Below are 13,510 nucleotides of genomic sequence, written 5' to 3'. Positions count from 1 at the left end.
CGCACGCAAGAGGCTCAGGAAAAATTATGAAAATAGCAGATTACAAAGAAGCACCCGCCCACATGTTCAACAGTGATGCCGTCAAAGGTGTAACAGGCAGGGTGGTCATAGGAAAAGCGGATGATGCAGATAATTTCTGCATGCGTGTCTTTACTGTCGAACCAGGAGGCTTCACTCCGCGACACTCCCACCAGTGGGAGCATGAAATCTTTGTCCACTCCGGTATCGGCAAAATCTATCAGGATGGCGAATGGCGCGAGGTAAGAAGCGGCACCGTGGTCTTCATCCCAGGCAACGAGGAACATCAAATCATGAATGGTGGCGGTGAAGATTTCGTTTTCATATGTATGATCCCATCCGGAGTTGACGAAATCTAACCCCGAAAAACAATACAACCCAAAATGGTTTGCCAGGCTTCACCTACCGCTTGCAAAAGCAGGATTCATCGTGAATCCGGGATATAATCAAGACCACCGCAACCACCATTTTTCTCCGTATTGGTTCATCATAGCCGCACTGCATCTCAGCGCTAATGCGGCTATGCCCTCACCCTCGGTTAGTCCCCTCCTTGTTTTATAGACTCTGGAGAAAACCCCTAAAAAAACAAATAATGCAATTTTCTTCGACCGGAGATGTTTTGGCACTATAATGGCACTAGAGAAGCCACAATCAATCCTGCGACCCTCTAATTCTAATGAACATAACCGCATTCCCCAGAATACGACCAAACCAAAGATGGTGCCTGAAACTGCTGGTTATCCTCGCCATAATTTTTATATGGACAGGCATGTCATCTGGTTACACAGAAAAAAAACATGTCCTCTTTCTCAATTCCTACCACAACGGCTATCACTGGTCAGACGGGTTGCTCAATGGGGTACGGTCTGTTCTCACCAATAGTGAACCACGGGTTGACCTGCAGATTGAATACATGGATACAAAGAAGTTCCTTTACCACGATGTTTCCCAGAACCTGCTCTCTTTATATAAAAAAAAATTCAAGGACCAAACCTTTGATCTCATCGTCCTCTCAGACAACGACGCCCTTAATTTTATTACGGATTACAGGGATGAACTGTTCCCAGAAGTACCTGTCGTTTTCTGCGGCATAAACGACCTCAAGGATTCGGATATTGCTTCTGGCAACATCACCGGCGTTGTAGAGGTATTCGACTTCATTGCAACTCTTGAGGTGGCAAAAAAGCTTCATCCACAACGGAAAAGGCTCATTGTTCTCATCGATGATTCGACTGCAGGCACCGCAATCCGAAAGCAGGCTGAAAAGATCTCAAGCGAGCATGACATGGGGATTCAGATCGAATACTGGATCCAGCTGAGCCTCGATGAAGCCAAGAAAAGAGTAAGCAATCTCAGCGACGACAGCATGCTTTTCATTGCCCCCTATTACCAGACAACTCCATCGGGTGATTTTTACACCTCCGAAGAGGTGAGTGAGGCCATCTACCAGCACAGTAATGTTCCAATCTACACAGCCTGGGAATTTATGGTGGGCTACGGTGCCGTCGGCGGTCGCGTTCTCTCAAGCTTTGAACAGGGTAAAACCGCAGGCAATATGGCCATGGAGATCCTTAAGGGAAAACGCGCTGAAGATCTTCCAATCCTCAATGAACCCGGGGGAATTTATCTGTTTGATTATGCTGTAATGAAAAAACTGGACATAGACCAGAAGCTTCTGCCGCCATACAGTAAAATCATTAATCAGCCAGCAGCCATTTACTCCATTTCAAAAGAGCTTTTCTGGACAATCATCGTCAGTTTCTTTCTCCTCATCCTGGCGTTCATTTCCGTGGTTGTGGCAATGGTTGAAAGACGGAAGGTTGAAGCAAAAATCAAAGACCAGCTCAGTTTCCAGGAAACGCTCATGGATACGATCCCCCAACTCGTTTCCTGGAAAAACAGAGCGGGAGAATACCTTGGGGTTAACCGCGCCTTCACCGACTTTTTTGGAATTAAAGACACCCAGCAGGTCATCAACCTCAAAACGCAGGATATCATTAGCGATAGTGACTATGCCCAGTGGTCCAAAACGGTTGACAGTGCCGTCCTTGACAGTCAAAAGCCATTTCGCAAGCTAAAACGTCAGGTTGCAGGAAAAGACAACAGTGTATCATGGCTGGAGGTCAATAAGGTTCCACTGATGGGCCAGGGGGGAAGACTGCTGGGTGTCCTCTCGACGGCTGAAAATATTACCAAGGAGCAAAACCTGGAACGTCAACTCCTCCAATCACAAAAACTTGAGGCCATCGGTACCCTCGCCGGGGGTATATCCCACGACTTTAATAACATTCTCACTTCAATTATCAATTCAACGGAACTGGCTATCGGAGACATAACTCCGGGAACCCAGACTGAAGCGGACCTCAAACGTGTTCTCAAAGCTGCTCACCGAGGAGGGCAGGTTGTACAACAGATCCTTTCCTTCAGCAGACCATCAACAGAAGGGTTTCAGGCGACCAACCTTGCTGAAATTATCCAGGAAGTTGTCCACCTCATGGAGGCATCCACACCGGCAAACATCAAAGTGCTGTCCCACATAGAGAAAGATCAACGCTTTTTTGTCAACGCCAACCCCACCCAGATGCACCAGGCCATCCTCAACCTGGCCACCAATGCATATCATGCCCTGAGAGGCAAGGGAGGATACCTGCACCTTGAACTCAGCAAGTTACAGAAAAATGATACAGACCCACTGAAAGGAACGGGAATAGCAAAGGATTTCATCAAGCTCAGTGTCAAGGACAACGGCCCCGGGATCCCCAAGGACATCATCAATAAAATCTTCGACCCATTCTTCTCTACAAAATCGAAAACAGAGGGAACCGGCCTCGGCCTCGCCGTTGTCCATGGTATCATCCAGAGCCACCAGGGAAGCATTGAGGTGAAATCCGAGGAAGACAAAGGCACAACTTTTGAGATACTGCTTCCCGCAGTGGCGGCAGGAAGAACCGACTCAGCACTGGATTACTCCAATAACATAAAACACGGAGGCAATATCCTTTTTGTAGAGGATGACCCCGATCAGCTCCAGACCACACCCCGCATCCTTGAGGAAATGGGTTTTACGGTAACAGCCCTCCAGGACCCCTTAACCGCGCTGAAACTTGTCACCTCAGGTAAGCAAAGTTTTGATATACTCATCAGTGATTATGACATGCCAGCCATAAGCGGCACCGAACTTGCCAGGAGATTACCGGACCTGCCGGTGATACTGGTCTCAGGACGAGAAGACGCGCGCCTGGCAGCCCAGGACTGCTCCAATATTTATAAGGTGATTATAAAACCCTATCATAAAAAGGATCTTCTCCAGAGCTTGGCCGAGATCCGGGAAAACATGTGACCTATGCCGAATATATTAGTAATTGATGACGATTTTGAAGCTTGCGAAACCATGATCAGCCTTATCAGCCGGCTGTCCTATCACGCAGACAAGGCCCACACCCTGAGTGCGGGACTTCTGCTTGCCCAGAACACCGAATACGATCTGGTTTTTCTCGATGTATTTCTTCCCGACGGCAATGGCCTTGACATCCTCCCGGAGCTGATGGCCATCCCCAATCCTCCTGAGGTTATTATTCTCACAGGAAAAGGAAACCCAGATGGTGCTGAACTCGCAATAAAAGGTGGCGTCTGGGACTATTTACTCAAACCCACTTCGGTAAAAGACATCACACTCAGCCTTAACAGAGCCCTTAAATACCGTCAGGAAAAAGTTGGTCACAACCACCAACCCGACATCCCACTTGAAGGTGTCATGGGCGTGAGTCGTGAAATCCAGGCAAGCCTCAAGCTTGCAAACAAAGCAGCCAGCGCCGATTGCAACGTCCTCATCACCGGGGAAACAGGAACAGGCAAAGAACTTTTTGCCTCAGTTATTCATAAAAACAGCAGACGTGCCCAGGAAAACTTCACTGTCATCGACTGCACAGCACTCACCGAATCCCTGGTGGAATCAACTCTTTTTGGCCATGTGAAAGGATCATTTACCGGGGCACAACTGGATAAAAAAGGTCTGGTTAAAACCGCAGACGGCGGCACCCTGTTTCTCGATGAAGTGGGCGAAATGCCGCTCTCCATCCAAAAGGTTTTCCTCCGCGTCCTTCAGGAAAGACAGTTCCGACCTATCGGCTCCACAACAGAACAAACAAGTAATTTCAGATTGATAGCAGCGACAAACAGGGACCTCGATCAGATGGCAGAGGAGGGATTATTTCGACGTGATCTGCTTTTTCGGATTAAAACCATGCGAATTCACCTCCCGCCACTGCACCAGAGAGCAGAGGACATCACAGAACTGTGCATCTTCAAGACCAAACAACTCTGCCAGGAGTTTGGCCTTGAACCCAAAAACATAGGCGATGATTTCATTGATACCTTAAAGCTTTACAGCTGGCCGGGAAACGTCCGGGAGCTTTTTAATATTCTTGAGAGATCAGTCATTGACGCGGGCAATGAGAATACCCTCTACGCTGTACATCTACCACGGAGTCTGCGTATTGAGGTTGCCAAAAAGCAAATCGCACGCTACGACGGTTCCCAGGAAACCGCTGATAAACTGGAAGAACCAACCCATCTGGCCCTGAATATCGGACAGCAGATCTTTGAAGATATTTTTGACAGACCACTGCCTCAACTCAAAGAATTCAAGAACGCGGCAGAAAAAACCTACCTCAGCGAACTCCTCAGACAATGCGATGGTAACATGCAAAAGATAATGGAAATATCCGGTCTTTCACGCTCCCACTTCTATTCTCTGCTTAAAAAATATAATATATCTCAGCAAGATACCCACAAAAAAGTATGATAGAGCAACAGCCTGCACCCTTCGTAAAATAATCGCAGGATCCAGTGGTCTTTTTTTTAGGACTAGAGATAAACTCATTTATTTCAAACTGTTAAAATGGTAATGAGCTTTTACACAGCAAGCCGGTCTGTAACCAGACCACTGCTGTCTTTTTTTCCGGACTGAATTTTCTTGTATTTTTTAATGTTTTTCTAGATACCTATACTAGAGGCTTCCAACAAATCACTCATCCTGGATACCACTACACCCCATGGTTCCCTTCAAAACCGTCCTTTTTTTAAGACAAAACTCTCCCAAGCGAATCCCCTCTTTCAAAGACCCTTCTCCATCGCACTGATATTACGTTATTTTTCCTAGACAAGGAAAACAGGAATACTTTTTGCTTATACGTACAGACAGGTGATCCTCTCCGGTCCTGTAGTTTCTCTATTCTGCTCATTTAGGATCCGGTCGTCCCCACTGCCGCGCCTGGCTTGGCGAGGCAGACTTTTTTTCACCTGAAACACTCATCAGGAACAGCTCTATAGCAAGGAGCCGCTTCTGTTTAAATATTTGTCGTAGAAATCGTTCGTTAATTCGTCTCAAAAAAGGATAGACAGTATGGCCAATCAGCATCTTGAACAATTCATCGAAGTTGCAAAACGTGTCGGTGCAGAGGTACTGCAGCTTGAAGACCTTGAAGCCGCAGCAAAATACATTAGCTCCGTTGCCAGTGGTACAACCCTGGTTCCAGAGACTCCGCTTGCCGTAAAGCATAACCTTCGCTCCCTGCTTGCAGCTGAAGATGTTGAGGTGTTTAGTGGCAATTTCCGAGAGGCAGGACATGTACCTGCAGGAGGCGTGACCTTCTGTAATTTCTGCATGGCCGACAGCGGCACTGTCGTTCTGGAATCAACCGACGAATCCATCCGCCTTGCGACCACCCTGCCCGAAACCCATTTTGTTATCGTTGATCCTGAAAAGATACTTGAAGACAACCTTGCCGCAGTGACTCCCATGACCCAGATGCATACAGGGTCTGACCCTAAATTTGTCGCATATATCACCGGCCCCAGCCGTACTGCTGATATTGAGAGAGTTCTCACTATAGGTTGCCATGGTCCCAGAGAGTTACACATTCTCCTGGTCAATAATGTTTCCAGTGATTTGATGGAAAATTAATAAGGAGAATATGATGAAAACAAATACAAACTATAAAGAAAGTGTTGAACAGGCCATTGCCAATCCGAAACTGAGCAAGGCCCTGCATCTTTTTGGAGATGCCTACCTCATCGCCCGGGAAAATGCCTATAGGGGTCTTGATTTTGAACAGATGCGGACTGAACTCTCGGATATCAAAGAGGAAGTTCGCCTCAATCGAAAAGAGCTGCTTGCTGAATTTATTAAAAATGCGGAAGCCGCCGGTTCAAAGGTATTTCTGGCCAAGAACACCAAAGAGGCAAACGACTATGTCATAAAACTCGCCAAGAGCAAGGATGCCAAACTCATTGCCAAATCCAAATCCATGGTTTCCGAAGAGGCTCATTTCAACAAAGCTGTACAGGCCCACGGCATACGAGCCGCGGAAACCGATCTTGGCGAGTGGATTATTCAGCTTGCCGGCCAACGCCCAAGCCACATGGTAATGCCCGCAATCCACATGTTTAAGGAGGAAGTTGCAGAGCTCTTTAGCAAAGAAGCCGGAAAAACCTTGACTCCTGAGATAAAAACCCTGGTTGACCATGCAAGGACCCGCCTCAGACAGGAATATTTTGATGCAGACATCGGCCTGACCGGTGCCAACTTTCTTGTTGCAAACACCGGAGGTATCGGTCTTGTAACCAACGAAGGTAACGCGAGACTTTGTGCTACACTTCCCAAGGTACACGTTGTTTTCGCCAGCATTCACAAACTTGTCCGCAACATTGAAGACGCCATTAAGATTACCCGTCTGCTTCCAAGAAATGCCACAGGACAGCTCCTCACCTCCTATGTTACCTGGATTAAAGGATGTGTACCCTGTGACGGAGAACAGAAAGAACAGCATATCGTACTCATCGATGGAGGCAGGGAAGCCCTTTACGAGTCCAAGGCCTGCCGGGACGCACTCAAATGTATCCAATGCGGTGCCTGCGCCAATGTCTGCCCGGTCTACCAGACCGTTGGCGGGCACGTCTTTGGTTCCATCTACATCTCTGCGATCGGTGTCATCCTTACCGCTTTCTATGAAGGCCTCGACAAAGCAAAAGATATTACCCGAGCCTGTATCGGGTGCCGGTCCTGCGTTGCCGTCTGCCCTTCTAAAATTGATCTTGAAGAGATCATACTCCACCTCAGAAATGAGGTGACAAAAGAATATGGAATGGGCGTGATCAAAAATGTCGCCTTTAAAGCGGTTATGAAAAACCGTGGCCTGTTTCACTCCATGGTGCGAGCCGCCTCAAAACTCCAACGACCGGTCACCCATAAGAACCGCAAGGAAGGCGAACCGCGCATCATCCGGCATCTGCCTCTCCACTTTTTAGATCGTGATTTCACTGAGTGGCGTGATCTACCGTCCATTGCGCCAAAATCCTTCAGGGATCAGTTTGACACTATCCCCCAGACCCTTTTCAACCCTGACTACAAGGTTGGCTTCTTTGTCGGCTGTGGTGCAGACTTTGTCTATCCTGAGGTCGGGGTCAGTCTCATCAAGGTTCTGAACTCCCTGAACGTGGAGGTGGTTTTTCCAAAGGGTCAGAACTGCTGCGGGATCCCAGCACTCTACTCAGGAGATACCGAGACAGGACTTGATCTTGCTAAACAAAGTGTGGAGGCCTTTACTGAAGCTGAAGTTGACTATGTTCTCTCTATCTGCCCCACCTGCACCATGGCCGTTAAGAGGGATTTCGTCGACCGCCTCGCTGATCACCCACAATGGGCTGCAAAAGCGCGGGAGCTTTCGGCGAAAACCATGGACGCTTCCGCATTTTTAGAAAACGTCCTGGGTGCCTCGCAAAAACTGGCCAGCACAACTACCGATCAATCCGTCACCTATCACGATTCCTGTCATCTCAAACGTGGATCAAACGTTTACAAAGAGCCTCGGGCACTGCTGAAAAGTACAGGAATTACGGTGAAAGAAATGAAGAACTCTGATCGCTGTTGCGGCTTTGGAGGTACATATTCTTTTCTCAGTCATCCACAAATTTCCAAACAGATCACTGCAGATAAGGTCAGTGCAATTGAGGCCACCGGAGTAAAAACTGTAGCAATGGACTGCCCAGGCTGCATGATAATGCTCAAAGGTGCTGTAGGAAAAGCCAACGAAAGTATTCGCTGCGTCCATACCATTGAACTTCTTGCCGAAGCGATTGATAACAATAAAAAATGAGGTCTAAGGATTACACTATGAATACGAATACCACAGAGATTTCAGCCATGAAAATTCGGCCAATCAAACCAAGACGTATCTCAAGCCAGGTCTTCGAACAGATCAGAGAGCTCATCTACAAAGGTGATTTTAAGCCGGGACAGCAGATACCACCCGAACGTGAACTTGCGTCATCCATGCAGGTCAGCAGGACTTCTGTCAGAAATGCCATCGAAAAACTTGTCAATCTTGGGCTACTGAAACAGGTCCAGGGCCAGGGAACTTTTGTCAGCTCCCCTGAGCACCGCGAAGGAAACCCGCTTTCCGCCGCCATGAGTACGGACGAAGCCACTTTTTTCGATCTTGTAGAGGTGCGGATGGGACTTGAATGTAACGCGGCCCAACTCGCGGCGCTCAGAGCGACAGATGCTGACATTCGCTCCATTCAGAAAAGTCTCAAGGAGATGGAAGACGATCTGGCAGACAATGGTTCAATCTCCACGGCAGCAGATACAGCCTTTCATATGGCTATCACCTTTTCCACCAAAAACCCTGTTCTCATTCATCTGACCAGGAGTTTTTATGACTTCTTATTTGTCGGAATAAAAAAGAATCTCGTCCACCTGGGAGATGTTGAGCTTGCCTACGAAGAGGTTCTTGATCACCACCGAGCGGTATTTAACCATATAAAAGCCCGCGAGCCTCAGAAAGCCCACGACGCGATGCGTGTACATCTCCTCTACGTCCAGGATTTCTTTGAAAAGCGGAATAACTATCAAGACAGCATTCCACTCAAACATCTCGCTGCTTAACCCGCTGCGTACGTTATGAGGTAAAAAAGGCCGCCACTCTTCAGTGACGGCCTTTTTAACTGATGTAATTTGCCTGCGCTTTGCTCGCCCGTGAGCTATTCTGAGTAGCTCAGCAATTCCGCCTTCAACTTTTTACTGATCGGTTTATCCCCAAGCCAGATAAGCAGAAGTGCATCGTTAAAATCCTTTCCTTCGACAACCCCCCTGACCTCTCCTGCAATGGTCACAACGGTACCCTTGTCAGGGTCATAGGCCAGGATAATACGATCCCCTTTTTTTACGTCCACAAACATGGCATTAAAACGATCGATCCGTTCCTGCAGGGCTACAAGGTCCTCTGGCTTCGTATTACCGGCAAAGCCCTCCACCCACCCATCAACTAATTTATCTTTTGAAACCTCTTCATAGAGAAAATGCATAACGATCCACCGCTCTCCGGTTGAGGCCAGAATCTGTTCAACTGTCGAGCCAGGCCGCTGCATATACAGTTCCGCGATATAGATATCCATAAAAAACTTCGATCGTATTCCGGCTCCATTGAGGCTCAACTCTTTGCCAGAATCCGTTTTTACAATCTCCTGAACCATCACCCCGGCAATTTCTTTTGCCTGCAGCGGACCTGCGATAAGCAACAACGCAACCAATAATACTCGCATAACATCCTCCCCTTACTGTTTTATAGTCAATGATAAAGAGTACATATTCCCCCATCCCACAGGGAGCTAACCAATACGTAAACGTAAAGTTTCAGGTCAACAATTTGATCGTTGCTCCAGTTCACTTTACGACTATAATATGCTAACAGCAGATTTGACACGAAATACTTTCACCGCCACCTCTATAAAAGAATAAATATGACTGACATAATAGAACGAGTCATCTCCGAACAGGGAGATTTTTTTGGTGTTGCATGCAACACAACCAAACTGGTCACCGAGGCCTGCAGGCGTCATGATGTGGGTCCCCTTGCCGCTGCAGCCCTTGGCAGGGCGCTGACAGGAAATGCCCTGTTGGCCGCATTGCTCAAAGACGACCAGAGCATTCTCCTTAAATTTGAAGGCAATGGCCCTTTGGAGAAAATTATCACCGAAGCGGGTTACAACGGCTGGACCCGTGGTTATGTCAAAAAGCCCCATGCGGAGCTCCCACTTAAAAATGGGAAAATCGATGTTGCTGGAGGAATCGGCACAGTCGGGCTGCTCACCGTCGTAAAACAGATCAGCATCGAACAAAAATACCCTGGCACAATCCCTCTTTATTCCGGCGAAATAGGCGATGATATCGCTTTTTATCTCTCCCAATCCGAGCAGACCCCTTCAACTCTGGGGCTTACTGTTTACCTCAATCCAGATGGCTCGATAGCTGCTGCAGGTGGTTTTCTCATACAGTCTCTGCCACCAGCCGACGAGACTGCCCTCTGCCATATTGAAAAAGAGATTAGTAGTCTTCCTCCCCTCTCAGAACTTTTTCTGGCTGGCAACTCCCCCTCGGACATCCTCTCAACGCTGTTTAAAAACGTTCCCCATAAAAAAATTCATTCAAAACCTCTTCAGTACTCCTGCAGCTGCTCCCATGAAAAAATGGAAAATGCCCTCATATCTCTTGGGAAGTCTGGTCTTCAGCAGCTGATGGAGACAGAAGGAAAAGCTGAAGTCCATTGTGAATTCTGTCGTCATCAGTACCTGTTCTCCAAAGCAGACCTGGCCCGACTCCTGGTGCGCATGGCTGAAAGCCCCAGGTCCACCTGACAAAAAATCTTTGGCAGGGCCAAAGTTCCACTCTACAAGATTTCAAGGTAAAATTAAAACACGGTCTGGCAGCATATATGAGCAAAAAATAAATTGGTTTCCTTCAGGAGAGGGGAAGGCGGAAAAGTACTTGCCGGAGTACCGATTTTATTTTACATCTTTCAATCTGTAAAAAAATCAACATGTCGAACCTGAATAGCAGTATCATTTTAACTGCCAAATTATACAAGGGAGAAAGAGATGCAAGAAATTCGTAATAACGCAAGAAAACTGATGGAACCATACTGCAGGGTATGTCCAATCTGTAACGGGAAAGTTTGCTCTGGACAGGTTCCTGGAATGGGTGGCCTTGGCAGTGGTTCATCCTTTGGCAACAATCTTAAGGCCCTTGAAAAGTTTAAATTCAACATGCGGTTGATTCACCAAGTGACCGACCCAGACACCAGCGTCAATATCCTCGGAAAACAGCTGGCACTTCCCGTTTTTGCCGCTCCCATTGGTGGTGTTTCCTTTAATATGGGCGGCAAGATCTCAGAAGAAGAATATGCAGCTTCCATTATCAACGGTTGCAAGGCAAAATCAATAATAGGCTGCACGGGTGACGGCGTTCCTGAATTCATTCACCTGGCCGGTTTCGAGGCTATTAAAAATGCCGGAGGCTGGGGTATTCCTTTTATCAAGCCATGGGAGGACGATGAACTTTATGCCAAGATAGAAAAAGCCCAGGCCCTCGGAACAGATATTATGGGCATGGACATTGATGCTGCAGGCCTCATCACTTTAAAAAAGATGGGCCGCCCCGTATCACCTAAACCCCTTGATAAGCTGACTGAAATTGTCAAAAAGAGCGGGATGAAGTTTGTCATCAAGGGCATCATGACCCCAGAAGATGCTCAACTGGCTGTAAACAGTGGCGCTGATGCCATCGTCGTTTCAAATCATGGGGGCCGGGTGCTTGATCACGCTCCAGGCAGTGCCGATGTACTGGAAGATATCGCCGATACCGTCAAAGGAAAAATCACCATCCTCGCTGACGGTGGAGTTCGCAGTGGTGGCGATGTTCTAAAACTACTGGCTCTTGGCGCTGACGCCGTCATGATCGGCAGACCATTTTCCGTGGCGGCGATCGGCGGACTTCAGGCAGGTGTTGAAACCTATATCGATTCCATTAAGACGGAATTGGAACAAACCATGGTTCTTACAGGAACATCTTCTGCAAGCGCTGTGGATAAAAATATTCTCTTTGCGGTATAATAGCCGATGCCTGGCTGAGAACTTTATCGTCCTTGGCCGGGCACTGATTTTAAAGGATACTACCTGCTGACCTCAGCCTGGCGGATTCTCATGACCGTTGCAATAACCTAAAAGGTTACTATTATTAACTTGTTAAAGCAAATGAAGTGAAAGCCATCTTGAGCTAATGTTTTGGAAAATTTCCATGTTACAGCTTACTAACTCTGCAAGGAGCCCTCATGAGCGAAAAAGCAACACTGAACATACACGGAAAAAGTTATGAGTTTGATGTCATAACAGGAACCGAGAACGAGACATGCATAGATATACAACAATTACGTGCTGAAAGTGGAATCATCACCATGGATCCGGGTTTTGGTAATACCGGTTCCTGCTACTCTTCTATCACCTATGTGGATGGAGCCAAAGGTATTTTAAAGTATAGAGGATACCCCATTGAAGAGATTGCAGAGAAAGCCTCTTTTACAGAGACCGCATATCTTGTTTTGTACGGAGAACTTCCAACGCCTCAACAGCTAAGAGAGTTCTCTTCGCGACTCAGAGAACACGCCCCACTCCATACCAATCTAGAACATCATTTCTCTGGCTTTCCAAAGGAAGCACCTCCCATGGCGATCCTTTCCGCCATGCTCAATCTGGTATCCTGCTTTCATCCTGAGGTTCTTGAAGTTCCAACCACCGGAGAACAGTTTGACAGAACGGCTTCCCTTTTGCTGTCCAAGGTAAGAACCATTGCTGCCTTTGCCTACAGAATGGCATCAGGCAAGCCAATCAACCACCCCAACCCTAACCTCTCCTACTGTGGTAACTTTCTCCACATGATGTTTTCAGATCCATACCAGGAATATGAGGTTTCTCCAGTAGTGGACAAGGCACTGAACCTCTTTTTAGTTCTCCATGCCGATCATGAACAGAATTGTTCCACTTCCACCGTACGTGTCGTTGGCAGTTCCCGGGCAAACCTGTTCAGCTCTGTAGCTGCTGGGGTATGTGCATTGTGGGGGCCTCTGCATGGCGGAGCTAACGCTGCGGTCATTGCGATGCTGGAAGACATCAAGGACTCTGGACGTCCATTAAACCACTATCTGGACCGGGCAAAAGACAAGGATGATCAATTTAAACTGATGGGCTTTGGTCACAGGGTCTACAAAAACTTCGATCCCCGTTCTCTTATCCTGAAAAATCAGGTTCATGAGGTGTTAAAGGCTCTCAACATCCAAGACGGCCTCCTCGACGTTGCTCTGGAACTGGAAGAAGCGACTCTCAAGGATGATTATTTCGTTTCGAGAAATCTCTATCCCAATGTTGATTTCTATTCCGGTATCCTCCTGCGTGCCATCGGTATTCCGCTCAACATGTATACTGTGATGTTTGCCATCGGCAGAATGCCTGGCTGGATTGCCAACTGGAAAGAACTCCATGATCATAAACAGAGGATTTCCAGACCCCGCCAGATCTACACCGGAGAGACAACCAGGCCGTTTATCCCGCTCATGGAGCGATAACTATAGACTCACCCTCCTCTTGCAAAAGAGGAGGGTTG

At 47.5% G+C, this 13,510-nt stretch carries 10 protein-coding genes; 9 read left to right on the top strand and 1 reads right to left on the bottom strand.

Annotated features, from left to right (window positions below; translation table 11 throughout):
• Window positions 1-26 precede the first annotated feature (26 nt).
• From FCL48_RS08305 to FCL48_RS08280, 6 genes are all read left to right on the top strand, one after another.
• Window positions 27-377 (top strand): cupin domain-containing protein, encoded by a 351-nt coding sequence (locus FCL48_RS08305; RefSeq protein ID WP_136871801.1) that lies wholly within the window; start codon window positions 27-29, stop codon window positions 375-377.
• A gap of 410 nt (window positions 378-787) precedes the next feature.
• Window positions 788-3,358: an ABC transporter substrate binding protein gene (locus tag FCL48_RS08300; protein ID WP_205747670.1), complete on the top strand. Its 2,571-nt coding sequence runs from the start codon at window positions 788-790 to the stop codon at window positions 3,356-3,358.
• A 3-nt stretch (window positions 3,359-3,361) separates the two neighbouring features.
• Window positions 3,362-4,822: a sigma-54 dependent transcriptional regulator gene (locus tag FCL48_RS08295; RefSeq protein WP_136871799.1), complete on the top strand. Its 1,461-nt coding sequence runs from the start codon at window positions 3,362-3,364 to the stop codon at window positions 4,820-4,822.
• 600 nt (window positions 4,823-5,422) lie between these two features.
• On the top strand, window positions 5,423-5,983 hold the full coding sequence (locus FCL48_RS08290; protein ID WP_136871798.1) for a lactate utilization protein: 561 nt from the start codon (window positions 5,423-5,425) through the stop codon (window positions 5,981-5,983).
• Window positions 5,984-5,993: 10 nt separating this feature from the next.
• A complete protein-coding gene (gene ldhH, locus FCL48_RS08285) occupies window positions 5,994-8,174 on the top strand; it encodes an L-lactate dehydrogenase (quinone) large subunit LdhH (RefSeq protein WP_136871797.1) in 2,181 nt (726 codons plus the stop codon).
• Between the two features lie 17 nt (window positions 8,175-8,191).
• Entirely contained in the window at window positions 8,192-8,965 is a 774-nt protein-coding gene (locus FCL48_RS08280; protein ID WP_240744788.1) for a FadR/GntR family transcriptional regulator, read from the top strand.
• 95 nt (window positions 8,966-9,060) lie between these two features.
• Here FCL48_RS08280 and FCL48_RS08275 read toward each other — a convergent pair whose 3' ends face one another.
• Window positions 9,061-9,621 (bottom strand): chalcone isomerase family protein, encoded by a 561-nt coding sequence (locus FCL48_RS08275; RefSeq protein WP_136871796.1) that lies wholly within the window; start codon window positions 9,619-9,621, stop codon window positions 9,061-9,063.
• A 198-nt stretch (window positions 9,622-9,819) separates the two neighbouring features.
• On the opposite strand from FCL48_RS08275, the gene hslO reads away from it, so the two are divergent.
• From hslO to FCL48_RS08260, 3 genes are all read left to right on the top strand, one after another.
• Window positions 9,820-10,713, top strand: a complete 894-nt coding sequence (gene hslO / locus FCL48_RS08270; RefSeq protein ID WP_136871795.1) for an Hsp33 family molecular chaperone HslO — start codon at window positions 9,820-9,822, stop codon at window positions 10,711-10,713.
• 240 nt (window positions 10,714-10,953) lie between these two features.
• On the top strand, window positions 10,954-11,967 hold the full coding sequence (locus FCL48_RS08265) for an alpha-hydroxy-acid oxidizing protein (protein ID WP_136871794.1): 1,014 nt from the start codon (window positions 10,954-10,956) through the stop codon (window positions 11,965-11,967).
• Window positions 11,968-12,185: 218 nt separating this feature from the next.
• Window positions 12,186-13,472 (top strand): citrate synthase, encoded by a 1,287-nt coding sequence (locus tag FCL48_RS08260; RefSeq protein WP_136871793.1) that lies wholly within the window; start codon window positions 12,186-12,188, stop codon window positions 13,470-13,472.
• The last annotated feature ends 38 nt before the right edge of the window (window positions 13,473-13,510 follow it).

This window comes from Desulforhopalus sp. IMCC35007, from assembly GCF_005116575.1.
In the GTDB taxonomy this organism is placed as follows: domain Bacteria; phylum Desulfobacterota; class Desulfobulbia; order Desulfobulbales; family Desulfocapsaceae; genus Desulforhopalus_A.
Note: the sequence above shows the minus strand (reverse complement) of the source record. Positions and strands in the feature narration are given on the sequence as shown.

Bases quoted from the DNA above. Each gene is read 5' to 3' on its own strand.
- FCL48_RS08305 (WP_136871801.1), top strand. From the start codon at position 27: ATGAAAATAGCAGATTACAAAGAAGCACCCGCCCACATGTTCAACAGT.
- FCL48_RS08300 (WP_205747670.1), top strand. From the start codon at position 788: ATGTCATCTGGTTACACAGAAAAAAAACATGTCCTCTTTCTCAATTCC.
- FCL48_RS08295 (WP_136871799.1), top strand. From the start codon at position 3,362: ATGCCGAATATATTAGTAATTGATGACGATTTTGAAGCTTGCGAAACC.
- FCL48_RS08290 (WP_136871798.1), top strand. From the start codon at position 5,423: ATGGCCAATCAGCATCTTGAACAATTCATCGAAGTTGCAAAACGTGTC.
- ldhH (WP_136871797.1), top strand. From the start codon at position 5,994: ATGATGAAAACAAATACAAACTATAAAGAAAGTGTTGAACAGGCCATT.
- FCL48_RS08280 (WP_240744788.1), top strand. From the start codon at position 8,192: ATGAATACGAATACCACAGAGATTTCAGCCATGAAAATTCGGCCAATC.
- FCL48_RS08275 (WP_136871796.1), bottom strand. From the start codon at position 9,621: ATGCGAGTATTATTGGTTGCGTTGTTGCTTATCGCAGGTCCGCTGCAG.
- hslO (WP_136871795.1), top strand. From the start codon at position 9,820: ATGACTGACATAATAGAACGAGTCATCTCCGAACAGGGAGATTTTTTT.
- FCL48_RS08265 (WP_136871794.1), top strand. From the start codon at position 10,954: ATGCAAGAAATTCGTAATAACGCAAGAAAACTGATGGAACCATACTGC.
- FCL48_RS08260 (WP_136871793.1), top strand. From the start codon at position 12,186: ATGAGCGAAAAAGCAACACTGAACATACACGGAAAAAGTTATGAGTTT.